Source organism: Paenibacillus tyrphae (assembly GCF_000722545.1).
Taxonomy (GTDB): Bacteria; Bacillota; Bacilli; order Paenibacillales; family NBRC-103111; genus Paenibacillus_G; species Paenibacillus_G tyrfis.
Window position 1 is genome coordinate 91,508 of record NZ_JNVM01000015.1, and the last position, 20,503, is coordinate 112,010.

Sequence of the window (20,503 nt, forward strand, 5' to 3'; positions counted from 1 at the left end):
GACCGCCGCCGCTTCTCCTATCTCCGCTTCATTCCCGATCGCTGACGCAGCCACTGTTCTAACTTTCTTAAGCCCCGTGTGCTGTGTACAGGGGCTTTTTCACATGTTGGCCGGTCAATCCGCCGAAGATCCAGGCGCTTCCTTTCCTAGTTCGATTTATCCTGTTCCTCCTTCTTCCAAGGCGGATCGGCTATTTCGTGCAGCTTGCGGTTAATCCGGTAAATAGTGTATGGGATGGCCCAAGACAAAAATGCGCACAGCCAAATCGAGCCCGCCGGCGTATATTCCTTTATGAGTTGAATCACGCAATCGCCTCCTATCGGTTCGAACGGTCTACCGTTCCCGTCCGGCGAATAATGACACGGGGCTCCACTTGGATTTCGCATTGCGTAAAGTAGCGCTTCCCTTTTTCCCAATTATTGCCGATCTGCTTCCATACTTTGTAATGATTCTGCTGCAAGTTGGCGCCGAGCCCCATTGCATCCGCCTGAAAATCGCGCTGCAGCTTGCGGATCGCCGCCTTCGTCAACCGGACGATCTCCCGCTCCGCCGCTTGCTCTACCCTATCCACCGATTTTCTTTTCAGCAAATCGAGCGACTGCGCGTAGCTTTCGCCTATGGAGCCCTCCGCTTCGATACGAATTCTAAAACGGATGTGCTGTGGGTCGCTAACGTCGGCGGCGATGGTTCTCTTCTTCATCGTGAGATCGCATACGACCAGCTTATTGTTCACTTCGGCTTTCACATTTCCGGTCCGAAATTTCCCGGTGATCAGGTTCAGGCCTTCCGTCTCTTCCGGCCCAAGCGCCCCGGCCATCTGCGAGTTTTTTCCCCGAATTACCGCTGCCCCTTCGAGCTTCACCTCGTGCCTGTCCTCTGCGCTCATCATCCGCTGCACGACAAAGCTTCGTTCACCGAGCAAATGCTCATGAATGTCCCCCAGCTTGGTTTCCGGTAAAATACTGGCGTTCTTTACACTGTTCTCCGATACCGAATTGATGTACATGACCGGCAGCTTCTCGTTGCTGGGCTCGACATTCAAGATGTTCCGGGCTTCGCCCGCCGTGACGAATACCTTGGCGCTGCGCCGCATCTCGGGCTCACGCAGAAAAAAATCCAGCACGCGGGCGAATTCATGATCGTTGCCCGCAACCTTGTCCGAGATCGCGATCACTTTTAAATGCTCGTAATACGGAAAGCGGCTCGAACGTCCCGCAAGCTGCTTGTCGATATCGAACAACGCATCTCCTTCCGACGTCAGGTTCAGATAAGCTTGGCCCGAGGCGGTACTTTTCGAACCGCCGGCGCTCTGCAGCTTACCCGGCACGACGAATTGGTACGTTACCGCATAGCGCGCCTTGCCTCGGGGTCCCTTCTCCGGCTCAGCTTTTTGTTGCGTTCTTGGAACATCAATCGCAACACCGATCACAAAGCCGCGTTCGTCAATTTCGACACGATCCCAGCATCCCGCCGTCAGCACCAGGAGAACCAGCATGAACAGAACGGAAACCGGCGTCTTAAGCACTGCCTGACACCCCCCTAAGCTTGGCAATCACAAGCAGCAGCGAGGGGATCAAGATACCGGCAAAAAAATCGACATAGCTGAACAACTGCCCGTAGGCGGAGAGCTGCGTTAAATCTTTCGGCAAATAACCGGCCAGATAAATGAACGGAGCCAAGGCGAAAGCTACCGTCCGTTTGCTTGACCGGCGAAAAAACGTGCCTGCGATCCAAATGCAAATATCAAGCGTCATCGCGGCGGAATTAAAGATCGTCATCAGCCAAATCGTAAAAAAAAACGATTCGAACCGTTCGATAATCGCCCCGGGCACCTCGATTTCTTTGGCCAGCTCCACCGTCGGATACTGCAGCTCCGCCGTAGCCTTGGCCGAGAAGACGCCTATCGTCACGATGAATAGAACCGTATAAAGGATAACCGGTATGGACATGCCGATGACGGCGGCCTTGACCGTATCCTTAGGCCGGTTCATTAAAGCCGCATAAAAAAGGACGCATTCAAAACCTAAAAACGAAAACAAGCTTTTCTCGATGCCTTCCCCCATTCTCCTCCAATCGCTAATCCCTACGGGCTTCAACTGCTCGAATTCGAAAAAACCGGCGTTCATCACAAGCACCAGCACAAAAACGACGATGACGAACGGAAGAAATAGCAAATTCAGACGTACGATCCCAACCCGCGGCCCGGACGCCGCATAAATGACAACCAGAAAAAAAATGAGGCCGATAACTTCGACCGGCGTACGAGTAAATAAATACTCTTTAGCGACCTCCGCCGCACCCCGCACCTCATAGCTGGAGAACATGGCAAACGCGATGAAGAAGAATACGAATAAGACGACAGCTAGCGGTCTCCCGACAATGCGGGGCGCAAACTCGGTGAACGGCTGTTTGGGAAAACGAATCGTCAGCTTCGCCAAAACCCACGTCAACATCATGCTGAGCAGGCCGGCAATCAGAATGGCAATCCAGCCGTCCGACGAGGGCACCGCCTTAGCGATGCCGCGCGGCAGCGTCAATACGCCGAGGCCGAGAATCATCGAAGCGACGGAAAACAGCAGCTCCGTACCGTTAATCTCATCGTCGCCGTATTCGAACCGTCTCACGTGAAGTCCTCCGTTTCCGTCAGGTTGTCTTCCTGCTTTTTTAGTCCTGTCCCTTCGGTCCACCCTTTTTGTCCATCCGCACCTTGTCCAGCGTCTGCATGAGCTGCGGCCGTTTATCGAGCACCGTAACCGGCGCGCGCAGGATCAGATCCTTCCAATCGTTCCAAAAGAACGGCGCGAACGGTGCCGTAAACGGAACGCCAAAGCTCTTGAGGTTCACGATATGGATGTTGATCATGATATACACGAGCACGATCCCGTACAAGCCGAACATGGACGCTGCCAGCATGATCAGAAACCGCAGCATGCGAAGCGAGATTGCAAACGAATAAGACGGCAGCGAAAACGAACAAATGGCCGTAATGGCAACGACGATAACCATGATCGGGCTAACAATTCCCGCCGCTACCGCCGCTTCCCCGATCACAAGCCCGCCGACGATGCCGATCGTTTGTCCGATGGGCTTGGGCAGCCGGATGCCCGCTTCGCGGAGCACTTCCAGCGTCACTTCCATCAGCATCGCCTCGACAACGGCCGGAAACGGTACGCCTTCGCGTGAGCCCGCGATCGAAAAAGCAAGCTTGGACGGGATCATGCCTTGATGATATTCGACGAGCGCAATATACAACGCAGGAAGGAACGTCGCCAAAAAAGCGGAAACCGTCCGCAAAAGCCGCATCAACGAAGAAATGAGCCAATGATGATAATAGTCTTCCGGCGATTGAAACATCGTGCCGATGGTGACCGGCATAATCAGTGTAAACGGCGACCCGTCGACCAATAGAGCAATCTTTCCTTGCAGAAGCGCCGAAGCCGTTTTATCCGGGCGTTCCGTGCTGTGAATCAGCGGGAACGGGGTAAGAAAGCTGTCCATCATCCACTGTTCGATATAGCCGGAGCCCTCCGCCTCATCCATGTCGATGGTTTCCAATCGCCGCTTTGCTTCCGTGACCAGATCGGGATGAGCGATGCCGTCGATATAAGCAAGAATGACCTCCTTCCTCGATCTGCGGCCGATGCGGAAGGAGATGTAGCGCAGATGCGGATCACGGAGCCGACGGCGCACCAACGCCGTATTGGTCCGTAAATTTTCCGTGAAACCGTCCCTCGGCCCCCGAATAAGCGCCTCCGTTTGGGGCTCCTCCACCGGGCGTTCCTGCCAACGCTGGCTGCAGATCAGCAGCGCGTCGGACGAACCGTCCACCAGAAGCACCGCAAGCCCGGATAACACGCTGAGCATCGTTTGGTCCAGAGAATCCACCCGATCGATGCTGTTTACCGATAAAATCTCTTTGTGCAGCAGGTCAAGCAAGGCGCTGCCTTCGGCGGGGGCCGTGTGGGTTTCCAGCCATCTTCCAGTTAAAAGCACCCGAAGCACCTCTTCGTCCAACAGATCGGCGTTAATCAAGCCGTCGATGGAAATTAAAGAGCAGAGATGCTTGTGCGGCCCGATCCTGAATTCGCGGATGATCAGGTCATTGGGAGAACCCAACAGCTCTTTGATCATGGTTACGTTGTGCGTGACCGATTCCGTTAAACGGGCTACCGGTTCTTGCGGAGTCTCGGCGGCAATCTGCTGCTTCCGAAGCCGCTGGCGGAACAAAAACCGCAGCATGGCAGTTCCTCCTCCCCTCATCGATCCGAACCACTGCTATCTATGTAGCAGATTATTCCTGAAAACCCTGCATTTTATGCACAAAAAAGCCCCGCCGTATCACGCGGGTAAGTGCGCGACAGACGAGGCGTCTTTATTTGGCTGGAGGAAAAAAAGGAGGTTCGATACGTTCGATGACCCATCTGGCACTTTCGTCACTGCGTTTCAAGTGAAAGGTAAGCTTCTGCTTCTTCGGTCGACGGTCGACCTCGTGGACCGTCACATCGACGGGCAGCTCCAGTCCGAGCTGACCGCTCGTATTCTGATCGCGGAACGGATTGATTCGGCGGATAGCCTTAATCTTGCTTATGCCGCTTATATACTGCTCCAGCTGAGAGTTCGCCGTATCGCCGAAAGCGTACCTTAGCAGCTGCGGGTCCTGTTGATTGATCGCGATCAGGAAGCTGTCCGTCACGGCATAAGGCGATGCAAGCTTAAAGCCTTCCTCCAGGCGTCCTGCCGCTTTGTATACCATCCATTGATGGTCGGGGTCCACGGTTCTTGAGCGATGGGTGGTGCTCCCGAGAAAATGGACGCAAAAATGCCCTGAAAACCCGTTGCCGGGAATGCCGTCGCCACCATGCGGCATGCCGTGCATTGAAGCGGCAAACGACCGCCCGTCCTTTTCGACCAATACGGCTCTCCGTTTCCAGCTCCAAGCGCCTTTATAGATCTCTTTCATTACCGCAGTATCCGCTTTGGTCAGCGGCTGCATATCCGCATGGCTGCTGCCGGCGCGGCGCTGCGCTTGAAAGGCGAGCCCCGTCTCCAAGTCGACGATCCGGCATACCGCTTTCATGGCTACCGTCTTACGTGCTTCTTCCCACGAAGTCAATTGGCCGTAGTGGGCGGCGCGGACCGCTTCGGCATATCCGTGAAGCCGATCTTTAAGGACCTGCAGCAGCTCCAGCGATTGCCTACGCTGCGTATCATACCAGTTGCCATGTGCGTCGATCGCATACCGGACCGTCTCCCCTTGCTTCTCCAGCACCGCATACACATCCGTAAGCGGCACCTGCTGTACAGGTCGTACCTTATCCGGCAGCAGTTTCTTGAGCAGCTTGGGCGATCGGACCGTCAGCTCGCTGCGCATAGCCGATTCGGGCGAAGCCTGTACGACGAAGGTGAGCTTGGTCGGAGCGGCAGGCGCCCCTGCGCGGACGGGCATCGACCCGAGACCGATGCAGACCGCAGCCGCCGCCAAGATCAGAACCCCTTTTTTCATACGTTTCCTCCGTACCTTCAAGGATATGACATTAGCTTGCCAGTTCGATGGCATTTTCACACAAGGAAAAAGGTAGAAACGGAAGATCGTTATAATCCTCACCGGACAGGCCATCCTAAAATCTAACATTTGCGTTCAGGAGGGATCGGTCATTCGTAAGATCATTACAGCTACACTGGCGGCTGCCGCCTTAGGCCTGCTTATGGTTCAGACTTCCTCCGTTACGGCGGAGGACGCGCCCCGCAAAGGAAGGGCCTACTACGAACAACGAGGCGAAGTTATCTGGGAAGTGCCGACGGCGGAAAAAGTCATTGCGCTTACGTTCGACGACGGCCCCGACCCGGAAGATACCGCGCAAATTCTCGATCTTCTCAAGCTCTACGAGGCGAAAGCAACGTTCTTCCTCGTCGGCAATAAGGTGGAGAGGTTCCCGGAGCTGGTGAAGCGCGAAGCGGAGGAAGGCCACGAGCTGGCCAATCATACGTATAGCCATACGTATTTTAAACGAAACGGATCCGTCGCCAAGCTGAAACAAGATATACAGCGCGCAGAGGAGCTCATCTATGCAGCCTCCGGGCAAAAATGCCGTCTGTTCCGGCCGCCCGGGGGATTCTATAACGAGAAGCTGATCCAAATGGCGAAGAATGAAGGATACACGGTCGTGATGTGGTCTTGGCATCAGGATACGAGGGACTGGAGCAGCCCGGGAGTCGACAAAATCGTCAACAAGGTTCTCGGCAATGCGCGCAACGGGGATATCGTGCTGTTCCACGATTACGTGGAAGGGAAAGGCCAGACCGCCGATGCGCTCAAAGAAATTTTACCCGAGCTGAAGAAGCGCGGCTTCCGTTTTGTTACCGTATCGGAGCTATTGACCTACGGCAAATGAACTCCGTAAAAAAGTGGCGCACCCCGGACATCCATCCATAACCGGATGCCTTCCCTTTCCATACAATACAGTGATCTGTATTTTCGGAAGAGGAAGGAGCAGTGCGGTGAACTATTTGGATATGCTGACCCGTTTGGGCGTCGGAAGCGCGCATCCCGGCGGCTTCTCCGCCACCATGTCCCAGCTTTCCCGGTTTCCGCTGCCCGCGGGAAGCCGCGTGCTGGAGGTCGGATGCGGTACGGGAAGAACGTCCTGCTATTTGGCGAAGCAAGGGTTTGACATTACAGGGCTTGATCTTCGTCCCGAGATGCTGGCCAAAGCGAAGCTCCGGGCCCAAGCCGAGCAGCTTGACGTGAGGTTCGTGGAAGGAGACATCACGGCACTGCCGTTCGAAGCCGCGGCCTTCGACATCGTGCTGGCGGAATCGGTTACGAATTTTGCCGACATCGGGCGGGCGTTGGCCGAATACGGCCGCGTACTCCGGCCCGGCGGTACTCTTTATGACCGGGAAGTGATCGCGACCCCCTCGATTACGGAGGAGGCTTACCGGGAGGTCACCGGCTTTTTTCAGTTGAACGCTCTGCTCACGGAACAAAAGTGGATCGAGCTGCTTCAGGCGTCCGGCTTTGCCGAGATCACCGTTTGCGACCGCTCCGCCTTTGTCCAACACGTCACGGACGACCAAATTGCCTACCCCGATATGAATCAGGTGATGGACCCGGGAACTGTGCTCAATGCATCCGTCTGGCAAACGTCGCTTGCGCACGACGATCTGATTGCGGCAAACCACGATTACTTGGAGCACGCCCTGTTCATTGCCCGAAAATGACGAGAGTCATGGCGAAAAGAAGCAACATCAGGCCGGCTTAAGCATATGTTGAACTATCTTAATTAAATCGAGCGTGATGTCTACCATGAGCCTGTCGGGCCTCGAAGCCGCACAGCGGTTTGTGAATATGCGGTTTCCGCAAAGCGAAGCGGCCATTCTGGCCGGAAGTATCGTCCAGGGCGGCGCGACGCCAGGGTCGGACCTGGACCTCGTTCTATTCGACGATTCCCAATTTGGGCCATTCCGAAAAACGTACCGGGCTTTCGGATGGATCATCGAAGCGTTCGTATTGAACAGGGATACGTACCGCTACTTTTTCGACCAGGCCGTGGAATCGGCCATTCCCTCTCTGCTGCGGATGTGCTCGGAAGGTATCGTGCTCCACGGTCACGAGCACGTCGCGGCCATCATCAAGGAAGCCAGACACGATCTGGATGCCGGTCCCCCGGCCTGGTCCATCCAAGAGCTGGACCGGTCGCGGTATGAAATCGGTGAGACGCTGACGGATCTGGAATGCACCGCCTCGCGAGCCGAAGGCTTGTTCATAACGGCAAAGCTCGCGGGGATGCTCGCCGAATTCGCACTGCGGACCGGCGGCTTCTGGATCGGAGACGGGAAGTGGCTGCAGCGCAGCCTCAAGCAGTCGGACCCGGCCCTGGCGGAAGAGCTGTACGAAGCGCTTGAAGCCTACTACCGGCTGGATCGCACCGAGCCCCTTTCCGCCTTTGTGCAAAAGCTGCTGGAGCCGTTCGGAGGCTTTCTTGTTGAAGGATATGCCGAAGGCGATGATCCGGGCGAAGAAGAAACCGGACCGTAACGCAAAAACAAAGTGCTTCGTTCGCATAGTCTGCGGCACGGAAGCACTTTGTTTGCGTTTCCTTTGTTAATGCCCGGCTCTTGGTGGATGATGATTTTCATACGCCGGGCTCTCCTTGAGACGAGCCTTGACCGGCAAACGGATTTCGATCTTCGTTCCCTGCCCCTCCTCGCTGGCAATCGACATCGTACCGTCATGATTCTCAATAATTTTCATGCTCACCATCATGCCAAGCCCGGTCCCCTGCTCCTTGGTCGTGTAGAAAGGCTGGCCGATGCTTGCCAGCTTCTCCGCCGGGATGCCGCAGCCTTGATCGATGACCCTTACGGCGATCTGCCTCCCCCCGGCTTCCGCAGCCACTTGCAGGGTCAGCTTTCCCCCATTCGGCATCGCTTCGACCGCATTTTTCAACAGGTTGATAAACACTTGCTTAAGCTGGTTCTCGTCGCACTCCAGAAGAGGCAAGTCCTCCTCATATTCGGTAATGACCTCGATATTGTTCATAATCGCCTGCGCGTCGATTAGCGTAGCGACATGGCCGATCAGAGGGCGGATGTCCTGCGGACGAATTTGCGCCTCTTTCGGTTTGGACAGCACCAGCATCTCGCCGATGATTTCCTCGATCCGGTTGATTTCGGAGGCGATGATATCGTAATAATACGGCTTGTCCGAAGCATTCGATTTGAGCAATTGAATGAAGCCTTTGATCGCCGTCAGCGGATTGCGGATCTCGTGTGCGATACCTGCGGCGAGTTGGCCTACAAGCGACAGCTTTTCGGAATGCTCCAGCAGCTCCCGCGCTTTCTCGGCATCGGTAATATCCCTTACCATCACCCGGGTCGCGAACCGCCCTTCGAACCAGGTCGGAAACGAGAACACTTCCACATCGATCGGCCGGCCGCCGACCGTCATGAGCTTTTGCTTCATGGGAGCCAGAGATTGGCCGCCCTCCATCATGCGAATTCGGTTGAGCACGATCGCGTGATAGTCAGGGTGAAGAAAATCGTAAACCGACCGGCCGAGCAGTTCCTCCGGAGCAGATGCCTCAAGCAGCTTGACCGCCGTATCGTTAGCGTAAACCCACCGGCCCGCTTGCTGGATAAATACCGCTACGGGCAGCTCCTCCACCAGCGACCTGTATTTTTCTTCGCTATGGAACAGCTTTTCCTGCGCTTGCATTCGCTCCGATATATCCCGTGCCACGGCGACAATGTTGCAAACCTCGCCGTGCTGGTCCCGAATAAATTTAAGGGAGCTCTCGTACCAAATGTAATACCCCTGTTTATGCCGCTTTCGGAGCATATGCCGGCTCTCGTCCGAACGAGCCGTGGCGATGGAATCGAAGGCATGTTTAAAATCCTCGGGATGAACCAGCGTTTGTCCCAAAACGCCGACCAATTCCTGCGGATCGTACCCAAGCTGCGAATACACGGCCGGAGAAACATACTGGATGCTGCCGTCCGGCGCACAAAGCGTAATAATGTCCTGACTGTGGGACGATATCAGCTCGTACTGCCTTTGGCTTTCGCACAAATGCTCCCAAAGCTTTTTTTGTTCGGTAACGTTTTTGCCGATGCCCTGCAGTGCCGTAATCCGACCGTTCTCGAGAAAAGGAATGATGGTCACATCCAGGTTCAGGTACTGCCCCCATCGGTCGATCCCGACAATGTCAAAACGCTGGGGTGCCCCTTGCGCCCCCAACGCCAAGCAATCGCGAACCTTGCCGTGCTCCGAAGCGTCGATCATCGTGCGGTAATGAAGCCGCATCCGTGCGATTTCCTCCCGCGTATAGCCTGCAAGCTTCTCGAACGCAGGATTCACATCCATGTAATAACCGTCCAAATCCAACACAAACATCGGATCGGGATGATCGTCAAACAACGAACGGTACCGCTGTTCGTATAGCTGCCAGCGGCCGGGATCGCAAGCCGCGATATGTGCAATATAGCAAGTAAGCGCTTCACTTTGTTCGTACGAGAAGCGTGTCACGCTGACCCAAACCGGTACGGCGTCCCCTTCCCGCTGAAGAAAGCGAATCGATATTTCGCGAGGACTCTCATCCTGGACATTATGCGTCAATTCCTGCCAAAATTCGGCCCAATCGGCGCCATCGTCCGGATGGCAAAGCTGGGCTATCGCACGCTCTTTCAAACTCGACTCCGTCTCATCCAAGAGCCGGCACAGCGCCGGATTGGCCGCAAGACAGCGGCCGCCGACAGAAACGAGAGCTATCGCATTTGGACTATACTGAAAGGTTCGGTAAAAAAGAGCATGTGAAGTGAGGTCCAAGTCCACGTCAAAGTTCATGCGTGCCTCCTGTTTCGAGCCTACAGTTATCAGAAATTATCGATCATCGAGAGGACCATTGCGGAGTACCATGTCCTTTTAGTTAACATTCTATGGAAAAGTAGTTTCTCCTCCCGTTTTTTACAAAAAAGAACAAGGGCGCGAACGCTCCGTTTCGGAACGTTGCGTCCTTGTTCGCCAAAGGATTATCGTTTTCCGGTTTCATAAGGCTCGCCAAGCGAAGCGGGCGGCACTGCCCGGCCTACGGCGCCGGCAAGCACCAGAATCGTCAGCACGTAAGGCAGCATGAAGAGAAACTCCATCGGAATGCTCTTGGCAAAATCGAACAGCTGCACGAAGTTGCGAAGCGCTTGAGCAAAGCCGAAGAAGAGCGCAGCGCCCAACACGCCGACCGGGTGCCATTTGCCGAAGATCATCGCCGCAAGGGCGATAAAGCCTTGACCGGAAATCGTATTATGCGAAAAGCTGCTCGTCGTCGTCAGCGTAATCGTCGCCCCGCCAAGTCCGGCAAGCGCTCCGCTGATCATGACGCCGATATACCGGTAACGCGAGACGCGGATGCCCATCGTATCGGCCGCGCTCGGATGTTCCCCTACCGATCGCAAACGCAAGCCGAACGGCGTTTTATAGATGACGTAGTAGGTCACGGCAACCAGAATGAGCGCCAGATACGTCGTAGGATAAGCTTTAAAGAAGGCCTCGCCGATCAGCGGGATGGAAGACAGTCCCGGAATCGCCACTTTGGTAAATACCGCATTCAGCGTTTCCGTTTGCCCCGACCCTTCGAAAAGAATTTTGACCAGATATACCGTCAGCCCAGCCGCCAAGAAGTTGATGACCACGCCGCTGACGACTTGGTTCGCATTAAACGTGACCGTCGCCACGGCATGAATCAGGGAGAAGGCGACCCCGAATATAATGGCGGCGACTAGACCAATCCAAGGCGCCGCTCCATCCATCCCCGCCTTCTCGGCGAAATGCGTGGCAATGGCGGCGGCGAATGCTCCGGCTACCATCAGCCCTTCCAGGCCGATGTTGACGATGCCCGACCGCTCCGAGAAAATACCGCCTAAGGCGGCAAAGATCAGCGCAGTGGAAAACACCAGCGTGGTGTTGATCAGTTCGCCGAAGATATTCAATGCATCCATCTAAGCCGCCTCCTCTTTTTTACGTTTGGCGTATATCGGGAGCAGTACCCAGCGCACGATACCGTGAGTGGCTACGAAGAAAATGACCGAGCCGATGACGACGCGGATGATTTCCGGCGGAACGTCCGCGGCGAAGCTCATCCCGGCGGACCCGTACGTTAGCGAGCCGAACAACACAGCGGCCAGCACGACGCCAAGTGGAGTATTGCCGCCCAGCAGCGCCACCGCGACCCCGTCGAAGCCGTAGCCCGGCGAAGCGGCCATCACCGTTTGGTAATGGAACACGCCCAGCACATCGACGACACCGGCCAGTCCGGCAAAAATACCGCTGATAAACATCGACTTGACGATATTGCGGTTCACGTTCATTCCCGCATAGCGGGCGGCGTGCGGGTTATGTCCGACGGCGCGCAGCTCATAGCCTTGCTTCGTCTTCCACAGCAGCACGTAGAATACCGTCGCTGCCGCCAAGGCAATGAACGTGCCCCAGTGCATCCGGGCGTTGCCCATCATTTCGGACAGCCAGCCGAACGAGAGCGAGGCCGAATCCTGCGTCGGGTACGAACGCTGCTGTCCCGGCTGCAGCAGAAATTGATTGACCACATAGTTGGACAAAAACAACGCAATCCAGTTCAGCATAATCGTTGTGATAACTTCGTTCACGCCGCGCTTCGCCTTCAAATATCCGGCAATCGCGCCCCACAGCCCGCCGACCAGCGCACCGGCTACAACGGCGAGCGGCGCGTGGATAAACCACGGCATCTGCAGCTTGATCCCGATGACGGAGGCCGTGGTCATCCCCATCATGAACTGCCCTTCCCCGCCGATGTTGAACAACCCGGTCCGGAAGGCAAAAGCGACGGACAGTCCCGTCAAAATAAGCGGGGTTATCTCGCGGACCGTCTCGCCGAAATCGTAAGGGTCCCCGAATACTTTGCCCACCAGCGCGCCATAGGCGGTCAGCGGATTGTAGCCGCCGGCCAGCATCACCAGCGCTCCGAAGAGCAGTCCCATCAAGATCGCGACAAGCGGGACCAACGCCGAGTCTTTCGTCACGATTTTAATCAATTTATCCATGGTCGGTCCCTCCATGTCCATGTCCGCCGGCCATCAGCATTCCCAATTCTTCCTCATTCGTCGTTTCGGGGTCCACCTCGCCGACAATCTGCCCGCTGTGAATGACCGCAATCCGGTCGGATACGTTCCGAATCTCATCAAGCTCGAACGAGATCAGCAGCACGGCTTTCCCGTGGTCTCTGGCTTCGATCAGCTTGCGGTGCACGAATTCGATGGCGCCGACGTCCAGTCCCCGTGTCGGCTGCGCCGCGATCAGCAGCTCGGGATCTTTGTCCAGCTCGCGAGCGATGATCGCCTTCTGCTGGTTCCCGCCGGACAGCGCGCGCGCCTTCGTATGGATGCTTGGCGTACGCACGTCGAACTCGCTGATCAGCCGCTGCGCCTGAGTCTCAATCGCCTCGCCGTTCAAAAAGCCGCCGCGGTTATACTTCGGCTGGTAATATGTCTCCAATACCATATTCTCGCTCATCGAGAAGTCCAGCACGAGTCCGTGTTTATGCCGATCCTCCGGAATATGCGATACGCCAGCCTCGGAGACGAACCGCGGGGACCGGTTGGTCAGCGGTTTGTCCTTCAGCATAATCTCCCCGCCGTCCACGGAACGCAGCCCCGTCAGCGCCTCGATCAGCTCGCTTTGCCCGTTGCCGTCCACACCCGCGAGCCCGAGAATCTCTCCGGCCCGTACCTCAAGCGAAAGGCTGTTCAACGCGGGAAGGTTCCGGTTATCCTTGACCGACAGGCCGCGGATTTGCAGCACCGGAGCTCCCGGCGAAGCCTTGGTCTTATTGACCTTGAACGAAACGCTGCGCCCGACCATCTTCTCGGCGAGCTGCTGCGGATTCGTTTCGGCAATCTTCACCGAATCGATCACTTTGCCGCGCCGGATAATCGTGCAGGTATCGGCAATCGCCATAATTTCCTTCAGCTTATGCGTGATCAGAATGATGGATTTCCCTTCGGCGGCGAGCCGGCGCAAAATATCCATCAACTCTTGAATTTCTTGCGGCGTGAGCACGGCGGTCGGTTCGTCGAAAATCAGGATGTCCGCTCCGCGATACAGCGTTTTCAAAATCTCGACGCGCTGCTGCATACCAACAGAAATATCTTCTATTTTTGCTTTCGGATCAACTTTGAGGCCATACTGCTCCGAGATGTTTCTAACCTTCTCGTTCGCATCTTTATAGTTGATGGAAGCGCCCTTCCGGGGCTCGCTGCCGAGAATAATGTTTTCCGTCACGGTGAACGGCTGTACGAGCTTGAAGTGCTGATGCACCATGCCGATCCCCAGTTCGATCGCCTTCGTCGGGCTGTCGATGGCGGCTTTGCTGCCTTTTACCCAGATCTCGCCCTCATCCGGCTGGTACAGACCGAACAAAATGTTCATCAGCGTCGATTTGCCTGCTCCGTTCTCGCCCAGCAGCGCATGGATCTCTCCCTTGCGCAGCTTCAAGCTGATGGAGTCGTTGGCCGTAATGCCGGGAAAACGCTTCGTAATCCCTCGCAGCTCGACCATCATGTCGGGTGAACTCATGAGCTTCCCTCCCCGCAAAATGTACAAGTAAGTTTAAGGTGCAAATCAAACGACAAGGCCGGTGGGTCACCAGCCTTGTCGAATTGGAAATTTATTTTTCCGGAACCTTGATTTCGCCTTTAACAATCTTCTCTTTGTATTCATCCACTTTCTTCAACACGTCGGCCGGTACGTTCTTCTTGGAAGTGTCCGGCAAGCCTACGCCGTTGTCTTTGAGACCGAGAACAACGTTTTTGCCGCCTTGGAATTTGCCGTCGATCACATCCAAGGAAACGCGTTTCACCGCTTGGTCGACGCGCTTCACCATCGAGGTCAGTGTCACATCGTCACCGAATTCAAGCGATTGGTCTTTATCCACGCCGATGACCCATACTTTTTTGCCTGCTTTCACACGGTCTTTCGCTTCGTTGAACACGCCGTTGCCCGTTGCGCCCGCCGCATGGAAAATGATATCCGCGCCGTCGTTATAGATCGTGGCCGCCGCCGCTTTTCCAAGGTCAGGCTTGTCGAATGCACCCGTGTAGTTGATCGTAACTTTCGCATTCGGGTTGACCGCAGCGACGCCAGCCTTGAAGCCGACTTCGAAGCGCTCGATGACCGGAATCTTGAGACCGCCGACGAAGCCGATTTTGTTCGTTTTGGTCATCAGACCGGCTACGACACCTGTCAGATACGCTCCCTCTTGCTCCGCGAATGTTACGGATTCGACGTTCGGCCCTTCCACGACGTTATCGATAATCGCAAAGTTCGATTTCGGGTTTTGTGCCGCAACCGTCTTGATGGCGTCGCCCATCAGGAACCCGATCCCCCAGGTCAGATTGTAATTGTCTTTCACGTATTGATTGAGGTTAGGAATAAAGTCCGCGTCGCTTTTGCTTTGCAGGTATTTCACGTTGGCGCCGGTTTCTTTCTTGACCTCGTTCAGGCCTTCCCATGCGCTTTGGTTAAACGACTTGTCGTTTACGCCGCCGATGTCGGTAACCATACCGATGTTAAATTTTTCCCCTTTTTTACTGGCTCCCGCAGAGCTCTCCGCAGGTTTGGAGCTGCCAGCCGCATCTTGCGGCGCCGGCTTCGTACCGCATCCGCTCAGGACGAGCGTAGCCGCGAGCATAAGGCCCGCCGTCGATTTGAACCATGTTTTCATTTTGTTTACCCCTTCCATGTATCTGTATGTAAGCGTTAAAATAAGTTCTGTCGCAATCTCCATTATAAAGGGTTTATTTAACCATCGTCCATATGTTTCTGAACAAAATTTCAAAAAAAACGCGAATTTTGTTACATTTCTGCGCCTGAAGTCACATTTTCTCATAGGAGAAGTTACTTACCGATTGTAGATAACCCTATGCCCGCAGTGATATAATGAAAAATAGCGACGAGTATTAGGAGGGATGCGTTCTATGATCCATTTCGGCGCGCTTCATTTGCAGGCGGTATCGGGCATCGGCATGGCGGCAATGGCGCTGCTTGCGATATTCGTTCGTTCGCGGGCAAGCCGCAAACCGGTTACCCCGGCGAAAATCGTCATGCCGCCAATCGGCATGAGCACCGGCTTTCTCATGTTTGTCGTACCAACTTTCCGGATCCCTGCGCTGTGGGCGCTGCTTGCCTTGGCCGCGGGGCTGTTATTGTTCTCTTACCCGCTTATCCGCAGCTCCAAGCTGGAGCTTCGCGGTGGCGAAGTGTACGTTAACCAGTCCAAATCGTTTATGTTCGTGCTGCTCGGTCTTCTCGTCCTGCGCCTTGCGCTGCACAGCTACATCGAGCAATATATATCGATTCCGCAGACAGGAGCGCTCTTCTTCCTTCTGGCTTTCGGAATGATCGTTCCTTGGCGGGCTGCCATGCTTCTTCAGTACCGCAAGCTGCGGCAGGCAGCCGCTTAACAGGGCAACGGGGTCCATGAGAAAAGGCAGTCCTTCGAATGCGAAGAACTGCCTTGTTTCGTTTTTACAGCCTGATGACCTGGCCTGTGGCCTGCGATTCGAACGCCGCCAAAATCACCTTCAGCGAACGCATGCCTTCTTCCCCGGAAATGCTAGGCGGGGTTTTCGTCACGATCGATTCCACGAAAGCATCGATCACGCCGCTGACCGTCTGCTTCTCGTTGGTCGCAATGGCGCCCACCTTATGCCGCTCGATCGAACCGTTGCGGAGCTCCACGATAATTTGATCGTCCGGATGCGTATCGATTTTCATGATGCCGTTCTCGCACCAGAGCACCGTGCTGTTGTCCCCGCCTTGGTAATAGGTCCAGCTTGCGACAAGCGTACCGATTATGCCGCTCTTCATGCGAAGCAAGCAGGCTGCGTTATCGTCCACGTCCGTTCCCGCTTTGTCGAGCGTGCCGATAAAGCCGGCGACATCCGCCACTTCGTCATCGAGCAGCCAGCGGATCAGGTCGGATTTGTGTACGCCCAGATCGCCCATGGCGCCCATAATCGCTTCATCCTTGCGGAAAAACCAGCTATCCCGGCCGTCGACGCTCCAGCTTTCCGGTCCCGGGTGTCCGAACGAGGTGCGGAACGTCAGTACTTTGCCGAGAGCGCCCGCGCTCAAAATCTGCTTGGCCTTTATATGGTGAGGCATCAGCCGCTGGTTATGGCCGACCATCAAATAAACCCCGTTCTCCTTCGCCGCTTCGATCATCGCCAGCGCTTCTTCTTCCGTCGCAGCCATCGGCTTTTCGACCAGCACATGCGCTCTGGCCTTCGCTGCGGCAATCGATACCGGAGCATGCAGGGCATTCGGGGTGCAGACGCTCACCGCATCGGGTTTTACCTCGCGCAGCAGCGTTTCATAATCGGTGTAAGCTTTTGCCCCGTATTGTTCGGCGTAATGCTCGGCCCTCTCCTTAACCGGATCGCAAAAAGCGACCAGTTCCACATGGGGATTGGCGGCGTACTCGGGAATATGACGGTGTTTGGAAATCGCGCCGCAGCCGATCACAGCCACTCTCAATTTGCTCATGGATTTCAAGGCTCCTTCGGTTTGTTAAATTAAATCGTTTGCAAATAGTTCGTTTTCACCCATTGCAAGCTGTTCGCCACGCTTTGCAGCGGAGGCTTCTGGCATACGTCCTGCTCTACGACGAGCCACTCTACTCCTGCTTCGGACGCGGCGGCGATGACCTTAGGCAGGTCAACGACCCCCAAGCCGAGCTCAAGCGTTTTCATCTGTCCATTGTCGTCTTTGCCGAAATCTTTCAAGTGCAGCAGCGGCAGCCGGCCGGCGTATTTCGGAATATAGGCAAGCGGGTCCTGCCCGGCGAACTGCACCCAGCAGACGTCCATTTCGACTTGTACCGCTTCGGGAGAAGTCGTTTCGTACATCGCATCGAACACATAAGAGCTGCCGACGTTCATCTCGAATTCGAAAGCATGGTTGTGATAGGCGAAAATAAGCCCCTGCTTGCGCACTTCCGTTCCCGCTTCTTGCAGGAAGGCAAACAATGATTTCCAATCCTCTTCGGTACGGCGTTCTTCTTCGGCCACATAAGGACAAATCAAATATTGTCCGCCGATCGTTTTTAAATAATCGATTTGGCCCTGCAGATCGTCCCGCAGCTGCTGCAAGCCCACATGGCTGCCAATCGCTTGAAGTCCCAGCTCCTGAAGCAAATCTCTCAGCTCTTCCTTCGCCAAACCGCCGTATCCGGCAAATTCGACGCCCTCGTAGCCAAGCTCCGCCACTTTCCTCAACGTGCCGCGGAAATCGGCGGCGGTTTCATCCCGCAATGTGTAAAGCTGAAGCCCGATGCTCATTCTTCTCATCGTGAACACTCCCTGATTTAGGAATAGCTTGCTTATTTGCTCTCATCATACACGAGAATAGCCTAAAATGAACATAAACGATATAATCGTAACATCAACAATTTTGCTATTAATTTTTGCGAATCGGAGAGACGGCCATGGAAGCGGAAGTGTTCACATGCGGGTATTCGTATCATGCGCAACGGTTTCATACCCATTATAAAACCGGGCTGCCGCTCTATTTGTTCCGGTTGCAAACGGAAGGGGCCAGCGAGGCGGTGATCGACGGCAAAACACACCGGCTCGGACAAGGGGATCTGCTGCTGCTGAATCCGGGAATAACCTACGAGCTATTCGTAGACGAATACGAAACAACGTCCAAGAGTAGATCGATTTCCAGCGGGGATTACTACTTGATCTGCGGAGGCCATTGGATGGACCAATGGTGGAAACGCGGAGACAAACCGACGCTCTCGCGAATCGATCCGGGAGAGCAGCTGCTAGCGCTGTGGCGGCACTTGATTATTGAAAAGCAGCGCCCGGCGGACAAACAGACCGGCGAGCTCATCGGCTGCTTGCTGCAAGCCCTTTGCCTGTCGCTCGAGCGCGCCGCGACGGAAAGCGCCCCCTCCTATGGCCGGTCCTTTACGGCGCTTCGGATGAAACGGTTCGTGGAGGAGCACGCCACTTCGACATTCAAAGTAGAAGATGCCGCCCGTCAGGCAGGGCTCAGCGTATCCCGGGCGGTTCATCTGTTCAAGGAATGCTATGGCAAGACGATGCTCGAATACGCGCTCGAAATCCGGCTGGCCGCCGCTTTGGAACGGATGAAATATACCGCCATGACGCTCGAACAAATTGCCGAAAGCTGCGGGTTCGGTGGATATTCGTATTTTCACCGGGTATTCAAGGACAAGTTCGGCATTTCCCCGGGCGCCTACCGAAGCGGCGAACGCCGGGAATAAAAAAAGTCTCTCTGTTTTAGTAGAGAGACAAAGCCAACGAATCTTTTTCGTTAAACGAATGCAAAATGGCCTCGCAACCGATCACTTCGATACTGATTAACGTTTGAAGACATTTTTTCAATGTCCGCCTTCCGCTTTCTACCTTTTTATCCAGCGCCAGTTTGAGGAGCTTCAATGTTTTTTTATTCAAGTTGTCGGCGAAAACGGGGATCTCTTTGTTTTGAATGGTTACAAAAACTTTCATCCTCACACCGTCCCTACATCATATTTTACTAGTTGCTAATAGGATAAATTACGATCATTAAAATAAGCTTAAAATAATATTACAATTTGTCAACAAATTTCTTAACCTTTCTTAAAATTCCGTTCGCAATGTGTTTTCTCGCGATCGTTTCGCAAGCGCTGGTTCCCGGAAATCGGCAAGCCGAGTAAAAGGAAGTATGTTTTCCCCGATTTTTCTCATACTAATGCGGGATTGAATGTGTGATGGGATGGAGGGAACGGCATGCGCCGTATCGCTTGGATCATTGTCTTATCGCTGATGTTGGGCCCGTTTCAAGCCAGCGCCGAGCCTTCGTCGGAAACCGAGGAGGTACGCCATTTTCTTACGGAATTATACCGGGCTCGATCGGAATTTCTAATCCGGGACGCGCCGATCGATACCTTTTATTTCGAAAAGGTGCCAACAAGCCAGCAAGCTCTGTACCTTGAAAAAAAACGGAAGGCTTATTTTCAAGCCTGGGCCAGCAAAAGAGACATCGTTGTCCATGCCGCCGAAGGGACGCTGAAGATCTTTCGTATCAGGCCCACGGATTCGCTGGTCAAAGTATCGCTTGTGCACAGGATGAAGGTCACTTATTCGTATGCCCAAGGGAACGGAACGCCGGCCGAGTTCGGGCTCGGAACACGGCACGTTCTTACCTTGAAAAGAGAAAACGGGCAGCTGCGGGTGCTTAAAGAATGGTATCTCGACCCGCTCGATATCGATTCGGACGATGCCTGGCTTCACCAGTCTTCCGTCGCATCAAATCCGGAACCGGAAACCGAAAGCCTGAAGTCCGAAACGGTGTTTAAGTCGCCGCAAAAGCGGCGATACAATCGCGAGAAAGCCGTGGCGTATGCCAATAAGTACGCCGGTGCGGCTTGGGGATCCGGGAACGATAACCGGTACAATCCGAAATACCGCGATTATACCGGCATAGGCGGCGACTGTACGAACTTCGTTTCTCAAGTCCTCGGAGATCCGACCGAAGGCGGAGGACTGCCGATGACGCCTACGTGGAGGTACAGCGGCGGCAACGGGAGCCGGGCATGGGTTAGCACCGACGCTTTAAAGTCGTTCCTCCTTTATTCCGGTTACGGGAAAGTAGTCGCCAGCGGCACCTTCAACCAGATCATGCGGAACCCTTCGGCGCCCAACAACTTGTCTAAACTGCAGCCGGGCGACCTGATTGCTTACATGTATAACAACGATGTGGACCATTTTGCCGTCGTCGTGGGCAAAGATGAGCGGGGACTGCCCTTGATCAACTGCCACACGACAGACCGTTACCACGTTCCCTTTGATCTGGGCTGGGAAAATTACACCCATTTTGTATTGATTCATATCGCCGATTAGAGAAATCATACGGCCGCTGCCTCGGACATAAGATGAGAGTGGACAACACTTTTCCGTCCGGCCGAGG

The 20,503-nt window shown here is 54.8% G+C and carries 19 protein-coding genes; 6 read left to right on the forward strand and 13 right to left on the reverse strand.

Annotated elements, in window-relative coordinates; genetic code table 11:
• Nucleotides 1-146: 146 nt before the first annotated feature.
• The 5 genes from ET33_RS39280 to ET33_RS18565 all read right to left on the reverse strand — a co-directional run bounded on the left by ET33_RS39280 (nucleotide 147) and on the right by ET33_RS18565 (nucleotide 5,503).
• The gene (locus ET33_RS39280; protein ID WP_167336437.1) at nucleotides 147-305 is read right to left on the reverse strand and encodes a hypothetical protein; all 159 of its coding nucleotides are present in this window, start codon (nucleotides 303-305) and stop codon (nucleotides 147-149) included.
• 11 nt (nucleotides 306-316) lie between these two features.
• On the reverse strand, nucleotides 317-1,525 hold the full coding sequence (locus ET33_RS18550) for a Ger(x)C family spore germination protein (protein WP_081890376.1): 1,209 nt from the start codon (nucleotides 1,523-1,525) through the stop codon (nucleotides 317-319).
• Nucleotides 1,518-2,624 carry a GerAB/ArcD/ProY family transporter gene (locus ET33_RS18555; protein ID WP_051775428.1) on the reverse strand — a complete coding sequence of 369 codons (1,107 nt, stop codon included), beginning with the start codon at nucleotides 2,622-2,624 and terminating at the stop codon, nucleotides 1,518-1,520. The genes ET33_RS18550 and ET33_RS18555 overlap by 8 nt, the downstream gene beginning before the upstream one ends.
• Nucleotides 2,625-2,664: 40 nt before the next feature.
• A complete protein-coding gene (locus ET33_RS18560; protein ID WP_036684968.1) occupies nucleotides 2,665-4,239 on the reverse strand; it encodes a spore germination protein in 1,575 nt (524 codons plus the stop codon).
• A gap of 133 nt (nucleotides 4,240-4,372) precedes the next feature.
• A complete protein-coding gene (locus ET33_RS18565; protein ID WP_051775429.1) occupies nucleotides 4,373-5,503 on the reverse strand; it encodes a hypothetical protein in 1,131 nt (376 codons plus the stop codon).
• A gap of 202 nt (nucleotides 5,504-5,705) precedes the next feature.
• Here ET33_RS18565 and ET33_RS18570 point away from each other — a divergent pair, with 202 nt between their 5' ends.
• The 3 genes from ET33_RS18570 (at nucleotide 5,706) to ET33_RS18580 (ending at nucleotide 8,038) form a co-directional block, all read left to right on the forward strand.
• On the forward strand, nucleotides 5,706-6,392 hold the full coding sequence (locus tag ET33_RS18570) for a polysaccharide deacetylase family protein (RefSeq protein WP_081890377.1): 687 nt from the start codon (nucleotides 5,706-5,708) through the stop codon (nucleotides 6,390-6,392).
• A gap of 106 nt (nucleotides 6,393-6,498) precedes the next feature.
• Nucleotides 6,499-7,221, forward strand: a complete 723-nt coding sequence (locus ET33_RS18575) for a class I SAM-dependent methyltransferase (protein WP_036684972.1) — start codon at nucleotides 6,499-6,501, stop codon at nucleotides 7,219-7,221.
• Between the two features lie 85 nt (nucleotides 7,222-7,306).
• Complete coding sequence (locus tag ET33_RS18580) at nucleotides 7,307-8,038, forward strand: nucleotidyltransferase domain-containing protein (RefSeq protein ID WP_036684973.1); 732 nt, start codon at nucleotides 7,307-7,309, stop codon at nucleotides 8,036-8,038.
• Nucleotides 8,039-8,104: 66 nt separating this feature from the next.
• On the opposite strand, the gene ET33_RS36490 is transcribed toward ET33_RS18580, so the two are convergent.
• The 5 genes from ET33_RS36490 to ET33_RS18605 all read right to left on the reverse strand — a co-directional run bounded on the left by ET33_RS36490 (nucleotide 8,105) and on the right by ET33_RS18605 (nucleotide 15,248).
• Complete coding sequence (locus ET33_RS36490) at nucleotides 8,105-10,345, reverse strand: PAS domain-containing sensor histidine kinase (protein WP_051775430.1); 2,241 nt, start codon at nucleotides 10,343-10,345, stop codon at nucleotides 8,105-8,107.
• A 185-nt stretch (nucleotides 10,346-10,530) separates the two neighbouring features.
• On the reverse strand, nucleotides 10,531-11,493 hold the full coding sequence (locus ET33_RS18590; protein ID WP_036684975.1) for an ABC transporter permease: 963 nt from the start codon (nucleotides 11,491-11,493) through the stop codon (nucleotides 10,531-10,533).
• The gene (locus tag ET33_RS18595; RefSeq protein WP_036684977.1) at nucleotides 11,494-12,570 is read right to left on the reverse strand and encodes an ABC transporter permease; all 1,077 of its coding nucleotides are present in this window, start codon (nucleotides 12,568-12,570) and stop codon (nucleotides 11,494-11,496) included.
• Nucleotides 12,563-14,101, reverse strand: a complete 1,539-nt coding sequence (locus tag ET33_RS18600; protein ID WP_036684980.1) for an ABC transporter ATP-binding protein — start codon at nucleotides 14,099-14,101, stop codon at nucleotides 12,563-12,565. Before ET33_RS18600 ends, ET33_RS18595 begins: the two co-directional genes overlap by 8 nt.
• Nucleotides 14,102-14,192: 91 nt before the next feature.
• Nucleotides 14,193-15,248: a BMP family lipoprotein gene (locus ET33_RS18605; protein WP_036684982.1), complete on the reverse strand. Its 1,056-nt coding sequence runs from the start codon at nucleotides 15,246-15,248 to the stop codon at nucleotides 14,193-14,195.
• Between the two features lie 253 nt (nucleotides 15,249-15,501).
• On the opposite strand from ET33_RS18605, the gene ET33_RS18610 reads away from it, so the two are divergent.
• Nucleotides 15,502-15,987: a CcdC family protein gene (locus ET33_RS18610; RefSeq protein WP_036684983.1), complete on the forward strand. Its 486-nt coding sequence runs from the start codon at nucleotides 15,502-15,504 to the stop codon at nucleotides 15,985-15,987.
• Between the two features lie 64 nt (nucleotides 15,988-16,051).
• On the opposite strand, the gene ET33_RS18615 is transcribed toward ET33_RS18610, so the two are convergent.
• On the reverse strand, nucleotides 16,052-17,071 hold the full coding sequence (locus tag ET33_RS18615; RefSeq protein WP_036684985.1) for a Gfo/Idh/MocA family protein: 1,020 nt from the start codon (nucleotides 17,069-17,071) through the stop codon (nucleotides 16,052-16,054).
• A gap of 29 nt (nucleotides 17,072-17,100) precedes the next feature.
• Complete coding sequence (locus ET33_RS18620; protein ID WP_036684986.1) at nucleotides 17,101-17,874, reverse strand: sugar phosphate isomerase/epimerase family protein; 774 nt, start codon at nucleotides 17,872-17,874, stop codon at nucleotides 17,101-17,103.
• 137 nt (nucleotides 17,875-18,011) lie between these two features.
• Between ET33_RS18620 and ET33_RS18625 the strand changes: the two genes are divergently transcribed.
• Nucleotides 18,012-18,818: an AraC family transcriptional regulator gene (locus ET33_RS18625; RefSeq protein ID WP_036684988.1), complete on the forward strand. Its 807-nt coding sequence runs from the start codon at nucleotides 18,012-18,014 to the stop codon at nucleotides 18,816-18,818.
• Nucleotides 18,819-18,834: 16 nt separating this feature from the next.
• On the opposite strand, the gene ET33_RS18630 is transcribed toward ET33_RS18625, so the two are convergent.
• A complete protein-coding gene (locus ET33_RS18630; protein WP_036684990.1) occupies nucleotides 18,835-19,062 on the reverse strand; it encodes a hypothetical protein in 228 nt (75 codons plus the stop codon).
• Between the two features lie 261 nt (nucleotides 19,063-19,323).
• On the opposite strand from ET33_RS18630, the gene ET33_RS18635 reads away from it, so the two are divergent.
• Nucleotides 19,324-20,436, forward strand: a complete 1,113-nt coding sequence (locus ET33_RS18635; protein WP_036684992.1) for an amidase domain-containing protein — start codon at nucleotides 19,324-19,326, stop codon at nucleotides 20,434-20,436.
• The last annotated feature ends 67 nt before the right edge of the window (nucleotides 20,437-20,503 follow it).

What these genes read in the sequence shown, in the direction of transcription:
- ET33_RS18560 (WP_036684968.1), bottom strand. Translation starts at nt 4,239, where the DNA reads ATGCTGCGGTTTTTGTTCCGCCAGCGGCTTCGGAAGCAGCAGATTGCC.
- ET33_RS18565 (WP_051775429.1), bottom strand. Translation starts at nt 5,503, where the DNA reads ATGAAAAAAGGGGTTCTGATCTTGGCGGCGGCTGCGGTCTGCATCGGT.
- ET33_RS18570 (WP_081890377.1), top strand. Translation starts at nt 5,706, where the DNA reads ATGGTTCAGACTTCCTCCGTTACGGCGGAGGACGCGCCCCGCAAAGGA.
- ET33_RS18580 (WP_036684973.1), top strand. Translation starts at nt 7,307, where the DNA reads ATGAGCCTGTCGGGCCTCGAAGCCGCACAGCGGTTTGTGAATATGCGG.
- ET33_RS36490 (WP_051775430.1), bottom strand. Translation starts at nt 10,345, where the DNA reads ATGAACTTTGACGTGGACTTGGACCTCACTTCACATGCTCTTTTTTAC.
- ET33_RS18590 (WP_036684975.1), bottom strand. Translation starts at nt 11,493, where the DNA reads ATGGATGCATTGAATATCTTCGGCGAACTGATCAACACCACGCTGGTG.
- ET33_RS18595 (WP_036684977.1), bottom strand. Translation starts at nt 12,570, where the DNA reads ATGGATAAATTGATTAAAATCGTGACGAAAGACTCGGCGTTGGTCCCG.
- ET33_RS18600 (WP_036684980.1), bottom strand. Translation starts at nt 14,101, where the DNA reads ATGAGTTCACCCGACATGATGGTCGAGCTGCGAGGGATTACGAAGCGT.
- ET33_RS18605 (WP_036684982.1), bottom strand. Translation starts at nt 15,248, where the DNA reads ATGAAAACATGGTTCAAATCGACGGCGGGCCTTATGCTCGCGGCTACG.
- ET33_RS18610 (WP_036684983.1), top strand. Translation starts at nt 15,502, where the DNA reads ATGATCCATTTCGGCGCGCTTCATTTGCAGGCGGTATCGGGCATCGGC.
- ET33_RS18615 (WP_036684985.1), bottom strand. Translation starts at nt 17,071, where the DNA reads ATGAGCAAATTGAGAGTGGCTGTGATCGGCTGCGGCGCGATTTCCAAA.
- ET33_RS18620 (WP_036684986.1), bottom strand. Translation starts at nt 17,874, where the DNA reads ATGAGAAGAATGAGCATCGGGCTTCAGCTTTACACATTGCGGGATGAA.
- ET33_RS18625 (WP_036684988.1), top strand. Translation starts at nt 18,012, where the DNA reads ATGGAAGCGGAAGTGTTCACATGCGGGTATTCGTATCATGCGCAACGG.
- ET33_RS18630 (WP_036684990.1), bottom strand. Translation starts at nt 19,062, where the DNA reads ATGAAAGTTTTTGTAACCATTCAAAACAAAGAGATCCCCGTTTTCGCC.
- ET33_RS18635 (WP_036684992.1), top strand. Translation starts at nt 19,324, where the DNA reads ATGCGCCGTATCGCTTGGATCATTGTCTTATCGCTGATGTTGGGCCCG.